The organism is Mesorhizobium sp. WSM1343, assembly GCF_055901535.1.
Map to the genome: position 1 here is coordinate 3245588 of NZ_CM148370.1, position 19621 is coordinate 3265208.

General features: G+C 63.1%; 13 protein-coding genes. 3 read left to right on the forward strand and 10 right to left on the reverse strand.

What is annotated here, in order from left to right; genetic code table 11:
- Positions 1-110: 110 nt before the first annotated feature.
- Positions 111-1016 carry a LysR family transcriptional regulator gene (locus AC0NIL_RS15800; RefSeq protein ID WP_473572069.1) on the reverse strand — a complete coding sequence of 302 codons (906 nt, stop codon included), beginning with the start codon at positions 1014-1016 and terminating at the stop codon, positions 111-113.
- A gap of 118 nt (positions 1017-1134) precedes the next feature.
- Between AC0NIL_RS15800 and AC0NIL_RS15805 the strand changes: the two genes are divergently transcribed.
- Both AC0NIL_RS15805 and AC0NIL_RS15810 read left to right on the forward strand, forming a co-directional pair.
- A complete protein-coding gene (locus tag AC0NIL_RS15805) occupies positions 1135-1557 on the forward strand; it encodes a DoxX family protein (RefSeq protein WP_473572067.1) in 423 nt (140 codons plus the stop codon).
- Positions 1558-1600: 43 nt separating this feature from the next.
- Positions 1601-2470: an NmrA family NAD(P)-binding protein gene (locus tag AC0NIL_RS15810; protein WP_027160686.1), complete on the forward strand. Its 870-nt coding sequence runs from the start codon at positions 1601-1603 to the stop codon at positions 2468-2470.
- Positions 2471-2584: 114 nt separating this feature from the next.
- On the opposite strand, the gene AC0NIL_RS15815 is transcribed toward AC0NIL_RS15810, so the two are convergent.
- The 9 genes from AC0NIL_RS15815 to AC0NIL_RS15855 all read right to left on the reverse strand — a co-directional run bounded on the left by AC0NIL_RS15815 (position 2585) and on the right by AC0NIL_RS15855 (position 17417).
- Entirely contained in the window at positions 2585-3034 is a 450-nt protein-coding gene (locus tag AC0NIL_RS15815; protein ID WP_013530871.1) for an RrF2 family transcriptional regulator, read from the reverse strand.
- A 256-nt stretch (positions 3035-3290) separates the two neighbouring features.
- A complete protein-coding gene (locus tag AC0NIL_RS15820; RefSeq protein WP_013530872.1) occupies positions 3291-4277 on the reverse strand; it encodes a sulfate ABC transporter substrate-binding protein in 987 nt (328 codons plus the stop codon).
- Positions 4278-4648: 371 nt separating this feature from the next.
- A complete protein-coding gene (locus tag AC0NIL_RS15825) occupies positions 4649-5689 on the reverse strand; it encodes a sulfate/molybdate ABC transporter ATP-binding protein (protein ID WP_013530873.1) in 1041 nt (346 codons plus the stop codon).
- Positions 5690-5702: 13 nt separating this feature from the next.
- On the reverse strand, positions 5703-6587 hold the full coding sequence (cysW, locus tag AC0NIL_RS15830) for a sulfate ABC transporter permease subunit CysW (protein WP_013530874.1): 885 nt from the start codon (positions 6585-6587) through the stop codon (positions 5703-5705).
- Positions 6580-7431: a sulfate ABC transporter permease subunit CysT gene (gene cysT, locus AC0NIL_RS15835; RefSeq protein ID WP_275952697.1), complete on the reverse strand. Its 852-nt coding sequence runs from the start codon at positions 7429-7431 to the stop codon at positions 6580-6582. Before cysT ends, cysW begins: the two co-directional genes overlap by 8 nt.
- Positions 7432-7452: 21 nt before the next feature.
- Positions 7453-8478: a sulfate ABC transporter substrate-binding protein gene (locus AC0NIL_RS15840; RefSeq protein WP_275952698.1), complete on the reverse strand. Its 1026-nt coding sequence runs from the start codon at positions 8476-8478 to the stop codon at positions 7453-7455.
- A gap of 220 nt (positions 8479-8698) precedes the next feature.
- Positions 8699-9457 carry a M15 family metallopeptidase gene (locus AC0NIL_RS15845; protein WP_275952699.1) on the reverse strand — a complete coding sequence of 253 codons (759 nt, stop codon included), beginning with the start codon at positions 9455-9457 and terminating at the stop codon, positions 8699-8701.
- Between the two features lie 205 nt (positions 9458-9662).
- Positions 9663-11744, reverse strand: a complete 2082-nt coding sequence (pbpC, locus tag AC0NIL_RS15850; RefSeq protein ID WP_013530878.1) for a penicillin-binding protein 1C — start codon at positions 11742-11744, stop codon at positions 9663-9665.
- Between the two features lie 174 nt (positions 11745-11918).
- Positions 11919-17417, reverse strand: a complete 5499-nt coding sequence (locus AC0NIL_RS15855; RefSeq protein WP_275952700.1) for an alpha-2-macroglobulin family protein — start codon at positions 17415-17417, stop codon at positions 11919-11921.
- Positions 17418-17689: 272 nt separating this feature from the next.
- Here AC0NIL_RS15855 and AC0NIL_RS15860 point away from each other — a divergent pair, with 272 nt between their 5' ends.
- A complete protein-coding gene (locus AC0NIL_RS15860; protein ID WP_127367018.1) occupies positions 17690-19618 on the forward strand; it encodes an autotransporter assembly complex protein TamA in 1929 nt (642 codons plus the stop codon).
- Positions 19619-19621: the final 3 nt, after the last annotated feature.

The following is a 19621-nucleotide window of genomic DNA, read 5'->3' on the forward strand; positions in this document are numbered from 1 at the left end:
GGTCATGTCCGCGCTCGAGACTTCTGCAAATTTCGCTTGCCCTAGACTTGAGACAAGCGCGCCGCTTACGAAGTGTTGATTTCGAAGGCCGGACGAAGATAGTCGTATCGCTATTCCATATATGGCATCAGCACATCTTCGATCCATTTCATGAACGCGCGGACTCGGCGCGATAGATTGCTCCGATGTGCGACGACGAGGGACACGGCGAGCGGCCGGCGACGAAAATCGGGTAGGATCTCGACAAGCGCTCCACTCTCCAAGTATCGGCCAATGCCCAAGAGTGGCGCCTGGATCAGGCCAAGGCCGGCGAGGGCCGCTGCTTCGTAGGTCTGTGCGCTGTTGACGTGTAGCGCACCTAGCAACTGAAGCGTCGCGTAGCTGTCGCCGTCCGGATATTCCCATCCATAGGGTCGCGCGCCCAGCAGCGTCGAAAAATGAATTGCCCTATGTTCCTGACGCTGGAGATCTTCCAGCGATCGAGGCACGCCATAGCGCGCCAGATAGGCGGGACTGGCTGCGTTGGCCATGCGCAACAGGCCCAACGGGCGGGCAATCAGGGTCTCGTCGCGAATGGGTCCAAGCCGCAATACACAATCGAACCCCTCTTGAACCAGATCGACTTGCCGATCCGTACTCGACACCTCCAGCTCCAACTCGGGGTGAGCCGCCATGAAATCCGGCAAAGCCGGTACGATCGTTGTGCGCGCCACTTCGGTCGGAAGGTCGACCCGCAAACGGCCGCGAAGTGCCACGCGGTCGCCTGCGAACATCGAGTGCAGATCATCGACTTCAGCAAGCAGATCGCGGGCGCGGGCATGAAATGCGCGTCCGTCCTCCGTCAACCGCACGCTGCGCGTCGTCCGGTGCAGAAGCCTGACACCCACATCTTCTTCCAGCTTGCGGACCGCCGTTGAGGCTCTCCCCTTTTGGATGCCCAGGCTATCGGCCGCGCGGGTGAAGCTCCCCATTTCCGCGACGGTTGTGAAAATGAGGATGGGTTCGAGATTCTGCATTTTCGTGCCTCGGATTGTTCCCCAAAAAGAGAACAGTTGGTTTATTTTCCCGGCATTTATCACACTTGAGAGGCACAGTAAGCTTCGAATATGGGATCTCCCCATCGGAGAATGACAAGTGTCCGAAACTGTGAACCTGCATCAGACACCGGAAATTATGACCTTGCATCGCGCCCCGTGGGCCGGCCGGATCATGAGCGCGTTTGTCGTCATCGCCCTGACGGCAGATGGCACTGTTCAGCTTTTCGCGCCGGCACAGATCGCCAGCATGTTGCAGGAAACCGGGTTTGCGATGGACCTGACCCGTGTCGTGGGTCCGATCATCCTCGCCTGCGCCATCCTCTACGCCATCCCGGTCACCGCCGTCCTCGGCGCGATCCTGGTGACGGGCTTTTTGGGAGGTGCCATCTGCGCCCATCTCCGCATCGGTGAGTTGGGGTCGCCGCCGGAAATCATCTCCCTGCTTCTGGGCGCGATGACCTGGGGCGGCCTCTATCTCCGCGATCCCCGTATCCGGGCCATTCTGCCGCTCATCCATTGAACCAACAGGGGCAGCTCTGTCCCCCGACATCAGGAGAAAACACATGTTCCTAGTAATGGGAATCACGGGAAAAGTTGGCGGCGCAACGGCAGAGCATCTGCTGGCGCACGGCAAGGAGGTACGCGCACTCGTCCGCAATCGCGACAAGGCGGCCAATTGGGCGAACCAGGGCGTGGAACTGGTAGACGGCGACTGGAATGATTCGGCAGCCATCGAGCGAGCCCTCAAAGGCGTCGAAGGCGCGTTCGTCATGTTGCCCCCTGTCTGGGCGCCGTCGCCCGATTACAAAGAAGCGAGGAGCGTGATTGCTAGCTATGTCGAGGCTCTGACCAAGGCAGCGCCGCCGCGAGTGGTTGCGCTTTCGTCGATGGGTGCGAACAGAACAAGCGGGCACGGGGTGATCGCGGCCTTGTCGCTTCTGGAGCAAGGGTTTCGCGGCCTGACATCGCCAACCGCATTTGTGCGCGCGGGGGGATTCTTCGAAAATTTCCTCTACGGCTTGCAGGTCGCGCAGGGCGGAATGCTACCGGTCTACTACAATCCGACAAACCGGAAATCGACCATGGTTGCGACGAACGACATCGGCGCAGAGGTCGCAACTCTTTTGACCGGGTCGACGTGGTCAGGGCAGCGCATCGTCGAGATCGGTTCGATGGTCACCGCGGATGAAGTCGCCGAGCAGTTGGGTGAAGTCCTGAATCTCGCCGTGAAAGCCTTTGCAATTCCGCGTGCGGGGTGGGCGGAAGCGTTCGAGCAATTCGGCATCCCGAAGGGTCACTCCGGACCTGCCGAAGAAATGTTCGAGGCCGTGAATGCGGGATGGATGGACCTCGGTGTGGCGGGTACGGAGCACGTAGCGGGTACGACGTCCGCACGCGCTGTATTCGAGGCTGCGTCTAATGTGAACGGATAGGCCAAAACTGCATGAGGTTCTCCGTGATTTCGAGCTTCGCAACCCGAGATTTGGAGAACCTCTCCTTCAATGCAGGAATCTCTATCTGAACGCGATCAGCTTGAAATCGGTGGTTTAGATCTGCGACGTCAGCTCGACCGGGAAATCGTCATTGTCGGCATCGCGCATGGCGGCGAGGCTGCGATTATCCAGCACTTCGGCGATTGCCTGCCGCACCTCCAGCATCATGTGGCGGACTTGGCAGGTCGCCTCGTCGCAATCCTCGCAGCGTTGATACTGCGTGCGGCTGGCGCAAGGGATCGGCGCCAGCGGCCCGTCAAGCACGCGCACGACATGGCCGATCTTGATTTCGGAGGCCGGCCGGGCAAGGCGGTAGCCGCCTTCCTTGCCTTTGCGGCTCTGGACGAAGCCGGCATTGCGCAACTCGCCCAGGATGGCATCGAGGAATTTCTTCGGGATGTTGTTGGCCACAGCGATGTCATTGACAAAGGCCAATTGGCCGGCCGGCAGGCCAGACAGATGCACAAGGGCCTTGAGGCCGTATTTGCCTTTTTTTGTCAGCATGCCCAGATCAACCCATAAAAGCCCCAACCACTCGCATCTGGCGACTGTTTGTGTGCAAATAATGACGTCTTCGCCGCGCGATGATGTTTCGCGAAACAGCCACCAAATTGCACGTTAGGCATAAACGCGTTGATTCTTTGTAACGTTTTGCACTGAGAACGCGGATATTCCGCTGATAACCAGGTTATCGGCGTTCAAAAACGAAAAAAGCCGGCAGCGCGCCGGCTTTTTCGTCTGCTGTGCAGGTATCGCTGCCTCAGCGGCTGCCGTAGGTCTGGTCGAGCAGGCCGCCGGCGGCGAAATGCTCTTTCTGCACCTTGTCCCAGCCGCCGAAAACGTCTTCCACCGTCAGCAGCCGGACATCGGGGAAATCGGCCTTGTATTTCGCCGCCACAGCGGCGTCGCGGGCTCTGAGGCCGTTGCGGGCGGCGATGTCCTGGCCCTCCGGCGTGTAGAGGAAGTCGAGATAAGTCTTGGCCAGATCGCGCGTGCCGTGATCGTCGGCAACCTTGTCGACGATGGCGACCGGGAATTCGGCCAGCAGGCTGACCGAAGGCGTAACCTGCTCGAACTTGTCGTCGCCATACTCCTTGCGGATGCCGCGCGTCTCCGACTCGAAGGTGATCAGCACATCACCGATCTCGCGCTGCACGAAGGTGGTGGTCGCGGCGCGGCCGCCGGTGTCGAAGATCGGCACGTTGTTGAACAGCTTGGTGATGAACTCCTTCACCTTGGCGTCATCGCCCTTGAAGGCTTCCTTGGCGTAGGCGGTGGCCGCCAGATAGGTGTAGCGCGCATTGCCGGATGTTTTCGGGTTTGGGAAGATCACCTGCACGTCGTCGCGCACGAGATCGTTCCAGTCCTTGATGTGCTTGGGGTTGCCCGCGCGGACAAGGAACGAAGGCAGAGAATAGAAGGGCGAGGCATTGTCAGGGAAATCCTTCTGCCAGTCGGCCGAGACGAGGCCCTTCTTGACCAGGAAGTCGATGTCGATGACCTGGTTGAAGGTAACAACGTCGGCGCCAAGGCCCTCGGCGATGGCGCGTGCCTGCGCCGAAGTGCCGGCATGCGACTGGTCGACGGTGACGCCCGGATGCTGGGCGATGAAAGCCTTGTTGACCTGCACGAACAGTTCGCGGCCGACATCATAGGATGCGTTGAGCAGTTTGTCGGCCGACCAGGCTTGGGAGGATGCAAGGAACAGGCCGGCGACGGTGGCAAGCCCGAGGAAAAATCGTTTCATGAAAACAGGCTCCGATGCAATGCGTTGATGGTCGGACCATAGCCGTGACGTATCATGCGCGACGAGGCATGCGCTGTCGGTTCGCGGCCTCGTCGTGGGAAAATATATCGCCTAAGTTGGCACCTGTTGGAATTCTGTTCCAGGAGATGGCTATCTTCGTCGGAGTTTTTCTGCGCCTTGTTTGCGGTGCTGCATGGCATATACAAAAGGCATATACAAAGAGCTGCCGCCATGCCCCAGAACCGTCTTTCAACAACGCCGCCCAAGGAGGCGAAGCTGTTTCGCAACAACCGCAGCCCAACACGGGAGAGTTCACCCGGATCAGGAATCTGAAGGCCGAAAACCGGTTCGCGTAGCGCTTGAGCCGAGAATCAAGCCGCCGGAAAAAGCTTCCAGCGGCCGGGGCGGAACGCCACCCGGCTTTTTTGCGCCGCGGGATGATCGACCGGCAACTCGATTTCGACCCGCTGACGCTCACCACCGATTTCAAGCTCGACCCGGCGCGTGCCGGCGACGCGCCGGCTGGCGGCGACCGTGCCGGCGATGCAGCCGCTGCAGCCGTCCAGCAATTCGACATCGTGCGGGCGGAAGTAGAGCGTCGCATCGCCCGAGGGCTCGTTGGGCGCGGCAAGCCCGATCGGACGGTCGGCGAGCCAGATCTCGCCATTCTCGACTTTGACGGGAAGCGAGCTCGATTCACCGATGAAGCCGTAGACGAAGGGCGAGTTCGGCGTGTCGTAGATGTCGTCGGCGGTGCCGACCTGCTCGATGCGACCCTGGCTCATCACCACGACGCGGTCGGCAAGCTCCAGCGCCTCTTCCTGGTCGTGGGTGACGAAGACGGTGGTGTGGCCGGTGGCGTCATGGATTTCGCGCAGCCAGCGGCGCAATTCCCGGCGCACCTGCGCGTCAAGCGCGCCGAACGGTTCGTCGAGCAGCAGCACCTTGGGTTCGATGGCCATGGCCCGCGCCAGCGCCACGCGCTGCCGCTGGCCGCCGGAAAGCTGCGCCGGATAGCGCTTTTCCAGCCCCGACAGCTGGACAAGGTCCAGAAGCTCGGAGGCGCGGCGGCGGATCTCCTGCGCCGGGGGGCGCGACGGCCCGTGCCGGACCTTCAGGCCGAAGCCGATATTGTCGGCCACCGTCATGTGCCGGAACAGCGCATAGTGCTGGAAGACAAACCCGACATTGCGATCCTGGATCGACTTGTGCGAGGCGTCCTCGTCGCCGAAGAAGATGTTTCCGCGCGTCGGCCGCTCCAGTCCGGCGATCAGCCTGAGCAGCGTCGTCTTGCCGGAGCCGGACGGCCCCAGCAACGCGATCAGTTCGCCCGACTTGATATCGAGCGACACGTCGTGGAGGGCCGGAAACCGGTCAAACTCCTTGCGCACGTTGGCAACGCGAACTTCCATGCAAATCCCTCTGTCAGTGTCCGCGCGTCGCGGCGATCTCGGCGCCGTAGCGCATCTCGAGAAGTGTTTTCAAGACCAGCGTGACGAGCGCCAGGCCCGCAAGCAATGAAGCGACGGCGAAGGCGCCGACGGCGTTGTACTCGTTATAGAGGATTTCGACATGCAGCGGCATGGTGTTGGTCAGGCCGCGTATATGGCCCGACACCACCGAGACCGCGCCGAACTCGCCCATGGCACGCGCATTGCACAGGAGCACGCCGTAGAGCAGCCCCCATTTGACGTTGGGCAAGGTCACGTACCAGAAGGTCTGCCAGCCATTGGCGCCAAGCGAAAGTGCTGCCTCCTCGTCGCCATTGCCTTGCTCCTGCATCAGCGGGATCAACTCGCGGGCGACGAAGGGGAAGGTGACGAAGATTGTGGCCAGCACGATGCCCGGCACGGCAAACAGGATGACGATGCCATGCGCTTTCAGCCAGGTGCCGAGCAGCCCCTGGGCGCCGAACAGAAGCACATAGACGAGGCCCGATATGACCGGGGAGACCGAGAAGGGAAGGTCGATCAGCGTGGTCAGGAAGGCCTTGCCCTTGAACTCGAACTTGGCGATCGCCCAGGCGGCGGAGATGCCGAACACAATGTTGAGCGGTACCGAGATCGCGGCGACCAGCAGCGTCAGCCGGATCGCCGAGCGTGTGTCGGGATTGCCGAGCGCTTCGGTGTAGGCACCGATGCCCTTGGCGAAGGCTTCGTTGAAGACGATGATCAGCGGCAAGAGCAGGAAAATGCCGAGGAAGGCAAAGGCGACGGCCATCAGGGCCAGGCGCGCCGGGCGGCTTTCCGTGACCGCCGCCGATTGGCTTTCATGGTGCGGTTCGTAGGATTTGATCTCCGGATCAGCCATAGCGCTTGCGGCTCCACGACTGTGCGAGATTGACGACCAAAAGCATGATGAATGACAGGGCGAGCATGATCGCCGCAATCGCGGTTGCCGCCGGGTAATTGTATTCCTCCAGCCGGATGACGATCAGCAGCGGCGCGATCTCTGATTTGTAGGGCAAGTTGCCGGCGATGAAGATGACCGAGCCGTATTCGCCGACGCCGCGCGCGAAGGCGAGCGCGAAGCCGGTGACGATGGCCGGCGCCAGGCCCGGAAACAGGATGCGGGTGATGATCTGGAAACGATTGGCGCCAAGGGTGGCCGCGGCTTCCTCCACTTCCTTGTCGATCTCCTCCATGATCGGCTGCACGGTGCGCACGACGAAGGGCAGGCCGATGAAGATCAGCGCGATGACGATACCCAGTGGGGTATAGGCGACCTTGATGCCGAGCGGCATCAGCAATTTGCCGATCCAGCCGTTCGGCGCGTAGAGCGTGGTCAGCGCGATGCCGGCCACAGCCGTCGGCAAGGCGAAGGGCAGATCGACCATGGCATCGACGATGCGGCGGCCGGGGAAGCGGTAACGCACCAGCACCCATGCGACCAGCGTGCCGAAGACGACGTTGACAGCAGCCGCGACGAAGGCAGTGCCGAAGCTGATTCTCAGCGCATTGACGGTGCGGCGATCGGTGGCGATCGCCCAGAATTCAGGCCAGCCAAGGGCGGCCGAGCGCCAGAGCAGCCCGGATAGCGGGATGAGGATGATGAGGGTGAGGTAGGCAAGCGAGAAGCCGAGCGTCAATCCGAAACCCGGAATGACGCTCGGCTGCCTGAATCGCCACCCCGCTTGGGCGGGTGCTGTGGTCATGTCGTCCTGAATATCGACTGCTTACTGGGGCTTGTAGATCTGGTCGAATATACCACCATCGCCGAAATGATAAGGCTGTGCTTTTTTCCAGCCACCAAACTGTGGATCGTCGATGGTTACAAGTTTGATCGGCGGCAGCTTGGCGAGGTCCTCGGCCGGCACCAGATCGGGCTTGGCAGGACGATAATGGTTCTTGGCGATGATCGTCTGCGCTTCCTTGGAGTAGAGCCAGCTCAGATAGGCTTCGGCGATCTTGCGCGTGCCCTTGGCATCGACATTGGCGTCGACCACTGCCACCGGCGGTTCTGCCAGGATGGAGGTCGGCGGGTAGATGATGTCGAAATTGTCGGCACCGAACTCGTCGAGCGCCAGATAGGCCTCGTTTTCCCAGGCGATAAGCACATCGCCGAGACCCTTTTGCGCGAAGGTCACGGTCGAGCCGCGCGCGCCGGTGTCGAGCACCGGGGCATTGGCGTAGAGCTTGCCGACGAACTCCTTGGTCTTGGTCTCGTCGCCGCCGTCATTGGCGTTGGCGTAGGCCCATGCGGCGAGATAGTTCCAGCGCGCGCCGCCGGACGTCTTGGGATTGGGCGTGATCACCTGGACACCGTCCTTGACGAGGTCGCTCCAGTCGTGAATGCCCTTGGGATTGCCCTTGCGCACGAGGAAGATGATGGTCGAGGTGTAGGGCGCCGAATTGTTTTCGAATTTGGTGCGCCAGTCCGGATTGATCTTCTTCGACTTCGAGACGATGGCATTGATGTCGCCTTCGAGTGCCAGCGTCACCACATCGGCGTCGAGGCCGTCGATCACGGCGCGGGCCTGGGCGCCCGATCCGCCATGCGACTGCTGGACGGTGACCGTCTCTCCGGTCTCGGCCTTCCAATGGGCGACGAAAGCTTCGTCATAGGCCTTGTAGAGCTCGCGTGTCGGATCGTAGGAGACGTTGAGAATGGTGGTATCGGCAAACGCGAAACCGAGCGTGCCGAACTGGACAGATGTGGCGACCAGTGCGCCGAGCAGTTTCCTGAAATGAGGTTTGGTCATTTCTGCCTCCGTTGAACCCGCGCCAAATCTACCGAATTGGTAGAAATTAGATGCATTCAATGTTGCCTTTTTTGCCCCTCTTGAGAAAATGTTCGGCGCCATTTCGTCCTTTGGAGAAATATTTTCCTCTTGCGGCCAAAGGAAGAATCCATGGCCCTGCCACTCAGCCTATCTAGCAATGGGTAGTGCCGAGGCAAGGTGTGGAATTTGATCCGGTGCCTCAATCGGCGGTGATGGGAAAGTCGAAACGCTGTTTGGCGAACGGTTCGCTTTTCAGCGTGAAGTGCCACCATTCCCTTGCATAGTTCTTGAAGCCGCCGGCGCGCATGGCTTCGACAAGCATCTTGCGATTTGCCGCCGCTTCACTGGCAGGGCCGCGGTATGCGGTTTCGCTCATTGAATCAAAGCAGTCGAAACCGGTACCGAAATCGAGCGTGTCGGCATCCCCGGTGCCGCAGGCCGGGTTCGGGCTGGACCTGCGGTCCATCCGGGCGACGGCGACGTCGACGGTCGAGCCACGTGAATGAGTCGACAACTCTCCGACATAGCCCTTGGCGATCAGGTCGCTGCGCCTGACCTCCGGATACCATTGCGGATCGGGCGGCCCGCCCTGTTTTGTCCATTCGCCCATGTCGGCGACGGCGCGGGCAGGGCGGTAGCAATCGAACACCACCAGGGTCAGGCGTTTGGCCGCGATCGCTTTCTGGACAGCGGAGAGTGCCTTCGCCGCATCCTCGGTGAGGATGCAGACCGGGGCGTCATAGCCGTTCACCTTGCGGTGCAGAAAATTATCCGATCCGGCGTAGCGGATGTCCTGGCGGATCGAGGGGTCGACATCGGCGAGCCGGACAAAGCCGGCGGGGAGTGGGTCAGCGAGAGCAGGGAGGGTGATTGCCGTGACAAGGATTGTTGCTGCCAGTGCTGAGGCTGCCGACAGGAAAGGATCGCGCGAGGCACCCCCCTCTGCCTTGCCAGGCATCTCCCCCGCAAGGGGGGAGATTGGCAGCTTTGGCGTCCTGCTCCACCATTGATAACTGGCGAAAGCGGCAAGGACATCCGATCGCCCTCCTTGCGGGGGAGATCGCCGGCAGGCCAGAGGGGGGTGCCTCGGAACAGGCATGGGTGAGTATCCTGCTATCCGCTGAGCCTGTGGAAAGCCAATTCCACGAATCGCTTGCAGCCGTCTATTCGACAAACACCTTCACGCTCGCCGCACGTCCCGCGGCGTCGATGACGGTCAGCGTCGAATAGCCAGCGCCGTCGGGCTGCCAGGTCGCGGTGCGGCGACGGTCGATGCCCACCAGCGGCTTGCCGTTGGCCAGCCAGCGGAACGGCGCACGGCCGCCTTGCAGTTTCAGCACCAGCGGCGAGGCGTCGACCGAATTGGTGCCGAGATCGACGCGGGCGCCGTCGGGCGGGAAGATGATGGTCGGTGCGGGTTCGGTCACTGTCGCCTGCACCAGACCGTCCGCTCCGGCGCCGAAGCGGGCGAGCGTCACCGGCAGGTCCTCGCGCCTGGGGCTGAACAGTCCGGGCGGCTTGCCCGGCAAGGGGACGGCGACCAGGCCCGAGCGGACAAAACCCTCGAACAGGATGGGAGCGGCCGAGACATAACCGGACAGTCCGGGCACCGCGCCGGCGTCGGGACGGCCGACCCAGACACCGAGCACATAGCGGCCGTCGAAGCCGACCGACCACGCGTCGCGGTACCCGTAGGACGTGCCGGTCTTGTAGGCAATGCCGCGCTGCAGGGCACCCTCGGGCGGCTTGACGCCCGACAGTATGTCGATGATCTGCCAGTTGGCCTGACCGTCGAGGATGGTGGCGCTGGTGCGCTCGGCATTGGCCGGCTCGGTGCCGTCATGCAGCGTGTGCGTCTTGCCGCCATTGGCGAGCCCTGTGTAGAGCTGGACGAGGTCGCGCAGCGTGACGCCTACGCCGCCAAGGCCGATGGCCAGGCCCGGCGCCTCGTTGACCGGCAGTATGGGGCTGACGCCGGCCTGGCGGAAGCGCGCCATCAGCCGCGTTGGCCCGACCGCGTCGAGCACGCGGATCGCCGGCACGTTGAGCGACAGTTGCAGCGCTTGCCGGATGCTGACATCGCCCTGGTAGCCCATGTCGAAATTCTTCGGCCGGTAGCCGGAGAAATCGACAGGGCTGTCATCGATCAGCGTCTCCTGCGCCACCAGGCCCTGTTCGAAGGCAAGACCGTAGATGAACGGCTTCAGCGTCGAGCCGGGCGAGCGGACGATCTTTGTCATGTCGATCCAGCCGGAGCGGTTGGCGTCGAAGAAATTGGCCGAGCCGACTTCGCCGAGAATGTCGCCGGTGCGGGAGTCGGCCAGCACCATGGCGACCGACAGGCGAGGGCCGAGCTTGGTGGCGGCGTCCCTCGCCACCTGTTCCAACCCTTCCTGGACGCTCTTGCGGATCGTCAGTTGCAAGGGCTGGCCGGGGACGGCCTTGGGCAGCATCGCATAGGCTGCATGCGCAGCGAGGGCCGGCAGGGTACGGCGCAGGCCCGAGACATCGTCGAGGGCGGCACGCGCGGCCTCGCGCTCGCCGAGCAGTCCGGAAGAGACCATGCGGGTCAGCACCCGGTCGCGGGCGGCGTGGGCGATCTTCAAATTGCGGTCGGGGCGGCGTTTTTCCGGCAGCTGCGGCAGGGCGACGAGCAGGGCGGATTCGGAAACGGTGAGCCGTTTCGGCTCCTTGCCGAAATAGGCCAGCGAGGCGGCGCGCACGCCTTCCAGATTGCCGCCATAGGGCGCCAGCGTCAGGTAGCGTTCGAGGATTTCGCGTTTCGACAGCCGCCGTTCGATCTGGATGGCGCGCAGCATCTGCTTGATCTTGGAGCCGAGGCTGCGGCTTTCGCGCGGCTCGATCAGCCGGGCAAGCTGCATCGAAAGCGTCGAGCCGCCGGAAACGATGTGGCCGCTGGTGGCGAACTGGCCGGCGGCGCGCGCCAGCGCCAGCACGTCGACGCCCTCATGGTCCCAGAAACGTTTGTCTTCATAGGTGACCAGCATGTCGACGAATTGCTTGTCGACCTGGTCGAGCCGGGTTTCGAGCCGCCAGTAGCCGTCCGGCGTGGCGAAGGCGCGCAACAACTGGCCATCGCGGTCCTGGACTTCGGTGGAGACTGTGAGTTCGGCTGGAAGCGGGGGCGGGAAGGCGCGGTCGAGTTCCCAGAGGGACGCGGCGGAAAGGGCGAGGATGCCGGCGCACCCTGCCGCTCCAACAGCGAATTTGCGAAGCATCTTCATGGCAGTAAAGATGCCCCCTCATCCGGCCGCTTCGCGGCCGCCTTCTCTCCGGTGGGGAGAAGAGACTGGCGCCAGCGCTGGCCGTCTCCTCTCCCCTCGGGGAGAGGTCGACCAAGCGAAGCGGAGGGCGGGTGAGGGGGCACTTTGCTCATCGCGTCCATCACCATCAGCGCCTTACGGCGCCTTGATCTCCATCATGCCGGTGGCGGTGCGGGCCGAGTATTGCGGCCGATACATGTCTTCCACCGTTGCCGCGGGGTGCGCATAGGTACCCGGCGTCACGGCGCGCACGACATAGGCGAGGGTCAGATTGTGGTCGTGGTCGCCGTCGGCCGGGTTGAATGCCGCGACGAAACGGTCGTCGCGGAATTCGAGATGGGCCGCATCGGTCTGCGCCAGCCACGAGAAGTTCGTCAACTGGGCGCTGGAGACCAGGCCGGGATTGTCGATCTCGAAGCCGGCCGGCAACAGGTCGGTGACCAGCAGGCGCGATGGCCATGTGTTCTGCTCGTTGACCTTGAGCACGACGACATAGCGTTCGTTCTGCGTCGCCTCGGTGACATTGGCCTCGGTGCCGTCGAGCTTGTAGTAGGTGCGGCTGATGGTGAAGCCATCGCCGCCGGCCGGCAGGGGCTGGACCGGCGACGCCACCGTGGTGACGACGGCCTGCAGCGGGGTCTTGCCGGTGTTGGCGATGGTCAGCGGGCTGTCGACAAGGTCAGAGCCTTCGACCTGGTCGGAGTAGCCGCCGGAATGTGCCGCGCCATTGACGGTCAGCGTGATCGTATCATTGCCTTCTTTCAGCGCGCGGGCCGCCAGCAGCATCCAGGATTCGTCCTGGGTGCTGGTCCAGCGGGCTTCGGCGCGTTCCCTGGTCACCAGCCTGATCAGCTCCGGCACGATTGTCGGTACCGGCTTGGATTCCGCCGCCAACGCCAGCATCGCCGCGCCATCACGCAGCCGCGAACCGTAGTCGGAGCGGTAGTAGTCGTAGTCGGTGGTCGACTTGGCCAACTGCAGGGCAGTCTTGAACGTCGATTCCGCACGCGGTGTATCGCCGTAGAGCGCCAGGCTTGCCGCCAGCTGGGCAACGGCCATCGGGCTGGAAAAAGCTTCGAGCTGCGTGTCCGCATAGTAGCGCAGGTCGCCGATCGAGGCCTTCTTGTTGCGGGCCAGAACGTAGAGGGCGTAGGCGATCTCGCTGCCCCGGTCCTGGACGCTCTGGTCGTAGCCGAGTGAGTTCTGCAGGTTGCTGAGCGCCTGGTTCATGGCCAGGCTCGGCACGTCGTATTTCTGCTCGCGCGCCCTGGTCAGGAAGTCGGTGACATAGGCATCGAGCCACAGATCGCCGGAGCCCGGGCCCCACAGGCCGAAGCTGCCGCCCGAGGCCTGGTAGCTCAGAACCTTGTAGATGGCGTCCTGGATGCGGCCATGGATATCGGGATCGCTGGCCATGCCGATGCCGGACGCCAATTCATTGACGTAGAGAAGCGGCATGGCGCGGCTGGTGGTCTGCTCGGCGCACCCATAGGGGTAGCGGTCGAGCGTCATCAGCAGCGAAGGCACGTCGAAGGCGGCAGCCTGCGAAACGCCGACGCTGACAGAGGCGCCGTCGAGCAGGCTTGCCGCGAGCAGCTCCTTGTCGACGCGAAGCGCGCCGCCATCGCCCTTGAGGTCGACCACCAGGCGGGTGGTGACCGGTAATTGCGCCGGGCGCACCGGCACATAGAGCGTCTGCTCGACCTTGGTGCCGTCGGCATGGGCAAGCTTGATGGTGAGCGAGGCATTGCCGGCCGTCTGAGCGATCAGCGGCACGGTCAGCGTCTGGCGCTTGCCCTGGGCGAGCGTCAGCTTCTGGGGCAGGGGCTTGTCGCCCGTCGACAGGTCGCCCGTCGTTTCGATCGAGAACGCATAGTCGCCGGCCGGACCATCGGTGTCGGCGACGTCGAGGCGCATAACGGCGGCGTCACCAGGCGCCAGGAAGCGCGGCAGGCCGGCGGTGATGACCACGGGATCGCGCACGATCACGTCGGACTGGGCGTGGCCGACCGCGTCCTTGGTCCAGGCGACGGCCATGACGCGCACGGTGCCGTTGAACTGCGGGATGTCGAAGTCGACCCGCGCCTTGCCGTCGGCGTCAAGCTCGACGACGCCGGAGAAGAAGGCGACCAGCTTTTCGGTCGGCGGGCTGCCTTGCGCCTGCATGTTGGCGCCGTCGCCGCCGGTCCTGAGCTTGCCGGCGTTGCCCAGAGAACCGTCGATCAGGCGACCGTAGATGTCGCGGATTTCCATGCCCAGCATGCGCTGGCCGAAGAACCAGTTCTCCGGATCCGGCGCCTTGTAGCTGGTCAGGTTGAGGATGCCGACATCGACGGCGGCAACCATGACATAGGCATTGCTGCCCGGCTGCACGCCGGCGACCGAAACCGGGATCGACAGCTGCTGGCGCGGCATGGTCTTGTCCGGTGGCGTCAAGGTGATGGCGAGCTTCTTCGAACCCGGATCGACCTTCAGCCATTTCACGCCGATGGCGCGGGCCGGCATGCGCGTCTCCTGCGCATCGCCCGGCCGGAACAGGGTTGCGGTGACATAGGCGCCGGCGCCCCAGTCGTCGCCGACCGGAATGTCGACGGTGCTGCCGCCGGCCGGCACTGACGCCGTGATGGTCTTCAACAGCTTGTCGGAGCCGATGTTGATCAAGAGTTCGCCGGCAAAATGCGGCGAGATTTTCAGCTTGGCCACTTCGCCGGCGGCATAATTGTCCTTGTCGAGGGCGATTTCGAGGCCGTCAGGCGTTTCGGTGGTGGTCGAGGAGACATACCAGCCGGCGTCGAACTCGTAGCTGGTCGCCGGTCCTTCGGGATCGGCGGTTTCAACCTCGAGCCTGTACTGACCCCAATCGACCGGCACGGAGACCGTTGCGTCGCCGTCGGCGTTGAGGTCGACCTGGCCGTTGGCGATCGACTTGGTGAAGGTCACCGGCTCGTAATTCCACGAATTGTTGGAGCGGTACCACTGGTAATTGCGTTCGACCTTAACCAGCGTCCATTGCGCGCCTTTCAGCGCCTCACGCTTGCCGTCGGGATCGACGGCGATCAGGCTGAACTTGGCCGTGCCGCCCTGTGGCACTTCATTGTCGGCGAAATCCGGACGAATGCCGATCATATGGCCCTGCGGGCGGATGCCGATGTTGAGCGAGCGCTCGATGGCGCGGCCGCCGGTTTCGCGCATCCTGACCGTCACCTTGGCGTCGACCAGCTTGGTGGTCGAGGGCAGTTGGTCGACGGAGACCGGGAAGGTCACCTTGCCGTCATCGCCAACCACCGGCAGATCGGCGAGGGGGGTGACCGTGGGTTCGGCCGACTGCTCGTCGGCGAGACCGAAGGAAAAGCCCTGGAAACGGTCCCAGTCGCGCGACGTCGACAGCGTCAGCTCGCCTTCCAGCGCCAAGCCTGCTGCCGGCGCGCCATAGAGGAAGCGGCCGTCAATGTCGATGTTGGCGGTTTCGCCCTGGGCGATTTCCTGCTTGTCGGCCTTCATGTCGAATTCGATGCGATCCGGCACGAAATCCTCGACCAGGAACATCTGGCTGGCCACCGCGGGCTGCTTGGGATCGGTGTAGATCGACACCGACCAGGTGCCGCGCATGGCGTTGGGGGCGAGCGGCAGGTCGACGGCATGGCCGCCGGCCGATGCGCCGTCGCTGACGATACGGCGGTCCTCGACGCCGTCGGGGCGCGAGAAGATGAAGGTCAACGGCAGGTTTTCGACCGCCTTGGCGGCACCGTCGCGAGCAAGTGCGGCGACATGAACATCCTCGCCGGCGCGGTAGATACCGCGTTCGGTCCAGGCATAGACGTCGAGCGCACCTGGCGCCGCGCGCCCGGTGACGCCGCGGTCGGACAGGTCGAAGCCGGCCCGGCCCATGTCGAGGAAGACGAAGTCATTGTCGCCCTGCTTTGCCATCAGCACGGCCGGCACCATGCCGCCGTCGCCGCGCGTCAGGCCGGGGTTGAAGACGGCATGGCCGTCGGCATCCGACGTCGCCGTGCCCAGAACCTCATTGTTCCTGGCGACCAGCGTCAGTTCGGCGCCGGCGATCGGCTTGGCGCTGCCCAGCGAACGGGCAAAGACATTGAGCCCGTCCTGACCGGTATAGGTCGACAGGCCGATGTCGGAGACGACGAACCATTGCGTGGCCATCGAGTTGTAGTCGTCGCTCTTGTCGTTGACGGCCTGGGCGGTCAGCACGTAGACGCCGGGCTTGCGCTGCGGCACCGCCTGGTCGACCGGGAAGGAGGTGGTGACCTCCTTGTTGAGGTCATTGGCGATGTCGAGCTGGCCTTGCCAGACCGGCGCGCCCATCTGCTCGGAAATGTTGGAGATGTCATAGCCGTCCAGCTGGTGCAGGAACTGGTAGCCCGACAGAAGCTGGGCGAGCGAACGATCGCCGATGCGATAGAGCTTCATCTCGGCAGCGTTCATGTTGACGGTAACGATCGGAATGCCACGGCGCGCGCCGGCCGGCAGCACGAAGCTATCACCGGTGAAGCGGGCGGACGGTGCGCGGTCCTGGACATAGATCGACAGCACCACGGGTGCCGCGGTCACTTCGCCGATTGCCGCCGGCAGGCCGGCGCGGAAGGTGACGTCGTAGTGCTGGCCATGCTCCAGCCCTTCGACGCAGATCTGCTTGTCCTTGGCCTCGACGCCCTTGGGCGGTGCATTGTCGACGGTGACGAATTGCGCGTAATCGACGCCGGTCTTGACCAGATCTTCGGAGAATTGCGCGCAGATGCGCGGCGCGCTGGTGTCGGCGTCGATGGTGTGGTCGATAACGCGGAAACCCTTGCGCGCCTTCAGATCGGCATAGTCGGCCTGGACCGCCGGCGACGGGTTCAGGGCAAGGCTCGCCTCATAGGCCTGTAGCGCCGGCCGGTAGAGATCGCGCTTGTCGAGGCCGTTGCCGAGCAGCGCCAGCACTTCGGCGCGCGTCTTGGTGGTGCGCAGTAGTTTATAGGCATTGAATGCGGCCGAAGTGCCGTTCGTCGGCAAAGTGGAAGCTTCGGATGTGCTGGCGGCGGGCTGCACGGCCAGCGTTTCACGCGCCAGGTTGAGCCAGAGCTGGCCATCATCGGGCAGTACCGAGACAGCGGCCTCGTATTTCAGCATGGCGGAGCGGTGGTCGCCGGTCAGCACGGCCTGTTCGGCGGCACTCAGCAAGGCAGCCATGCCTTCTGTCGGCTTGTCATAGGCCGGGCCGAGCAGCTTGTTGCGGTATTGCTGGGCCTGGTCGGCCATCCAGTTGGGGAAGAAGGCGAGTTCCGGCGGCGCGCCGATATCAGGATCGCCATCGATGTTGACGACCTTGCCGGCGACCGCGCCATTGAAGGTTTTCAACTGGTTGTAGTCGGATTTGAGGAAGCACCATTTGGCCTTTTTATTGTAGGTGAAGGCGCGGCAGGCCGGGTCTCCCAGGCATGTCGTCTTGCACTGGTCGATTGTCACATTCTGGTCGGACCTGAGATCAAAGCCGAAATAATCGGAATTGTCCGTTGTCGCGATACGCCGGGCTTCGGCCGCCTGCGAGACGCTGCTCCAGGCCAGGACATTGGCCCAGGCAAAAAACAGGAGAATCAGAATCGAAAGACCACGAGCCGCGCGCATTGCCATAACACCCCTCCAGACACAGCTGACGTCCGGGCATGATCAAGCTTCAGTCAGGCTTGTCAACACAAGGACGCGGCAGGGTTCCGCCTGCCAACGGTTTCCTTTCCGGCCGATGACCGGTAGTACCTCCATAGGACAGGGGATCACGCTTTCTTGCGGCAACGCAAAAGGTGTGAATTCCAAGCCCGTCCTATTTCAGACAATTGGATTGTGGCCCCTTTACGAGCGCTTCAGAACTTCATTCCAATTTTAGTTTTGTAACCTAGGTTGTCTTAATGCCGGCGCATGAAGAGCAGATGTCAGGAGGTCGCGCGCCAGGGCGTGCGCTTCTGCGCGCCCTGCTGCTGGCCATGATGTGCTCGACCGTGCTCGTCGCCGAATCGCCCCCGGCGGCCGCTTTCGAGCTTTTCGGCTTCAAGCTGTGGGGATCGTCCAGCGACGAGGATGCCGACATCGTCGATCCGCTGCGCTACGCCGTGACCATCAATGCCCCCGACGCGGACAAGGACCTGGTCAAGAAGCTCGAAAATGCCTCGGCGCTGAAGAGCGACGAGGAGCGTCCGGTTTCAGGCTCGCTCGGGCTGATGGCCAAGGCGCGCAGCGACCGCGAACAGCTTGTCGCCGCGCTCTATGCCGATGCCCGCTACGAAGGCGTCGTCACCGTCACCATCGACGGCAAGCCGCTCGACGATTTGCCGCCAGATGCCGAATTCAAGGGTCCGCAGCCGGTTCCCGTGGCGATCGACATTGCTACCGGGCCGAAATTCACCTTGGGCAATATCAGGCTGCAAGGCGACGCGGCAGGACTGATGAGCGCCGATTATGGCCTGATATCAGGCGGCGACGCCGGATCCGGCGCAGTGCTCAAGGCCGAGGCGCTGATCGTGCGGACGCTGAAGGAGCAAGGCAGGCCGCTGGCAGAGGTGACGGACCGCCAGATCGTCGCCGACCATGCCACCTCGACGCTCGACGTGACGCTGACGGTCGCCGCCGGACCGGTCGCCGGCTATGGCCCGACCACCGTGGAAGGCACCGAGAAGGTCGACCGCGACTTCACCGAATACATGACTGGCCTCAAGCGCGGCCGGCAATACTCGCCGCAAGAGATCGACGACGCGCGCGACCGGTTGCTGGCGCTCGAGGTCTTCAACAGCGTGACGTTCAAGGAAGCCGACAAGCTCGATGCCGACGGCAACATTCCGATCGGCGTCCAGGTCAGCGAGCGCAAGCCACGCTATTTCGGCGTCGGCGGCACTTTTTCCAACACCGAGGGGCTGGGCCTTGAGGGCTATTGGGGCCACCGCAATTTGTTCGGCCGGGCCGAGAAGCTGCGCATCGATGGCAAGATCAGCGGCATTGGCAGCAACGATCTCGGCGAACTCAACTACAATGCCGGCATCATGTTCGAGAAACCCGGTGTGATCGGACCGGCATCGAAGTTCTTCGCCGGCGTCAAGACGGTGCTCGAACATCCTGATGCCTATGACCATTTCTCGGTCAAGGGCAGCGCCGGCCTGTCCTACGAACTGACCAAGAAGCAGACGGTTTCCGCCGAGGTGGCGCTCGACTATTCCCGCATCCACGACGCTTTCGGCAAGCACAAATACCTGATCGCCAGCATTCCGCTGCAATATGTCTACGACAACAGGGACAACCGCCTGAACCCGACCAGCGGCTTCCGGGTGCTGGCCTATGCCGAGCCGAGCTACGACATTTTGAATGGTGCGGCCTTCCTGAAGCTCAAGGGCGAGGGATCGGCCTATCAGTCGCTGGATTCGGCTTCCAAGTTCGTGCTGGCCGAACGTGTCGCCATCGGGTCGATCGTCGGCACCGGGCTTCAGAATGTGCCGGCCGACCGGCGCTTCTATTCCGGCGGCGGCGGTTCGGTGCGCGGCTACGCCTATCAGGGCATCGGTCCGAAGGATTTCACCGGCCAGCCGATCGGCGGCCTGTCCTTCTTCGAAACCTCGGTCGAGATGCGCATCGCCATCACCGACACGATCGGCATCGTGCCGTTCGTCGATGCCGGCACCGTGTCGACCAAATCGGTTCCCGATTTCTCCGATGTCAAGGTCGGCGCCGGCGTCGGCCTGCGCTATGTCACGCCGTTCGGGCCGCTGCGCATCGACGCGGCCGTGCCGCTCAACCGCGATCCGGGCGATCCGCATTTCGGCATCTATGCCGGCATCGGACAGGCATTCTGAGCG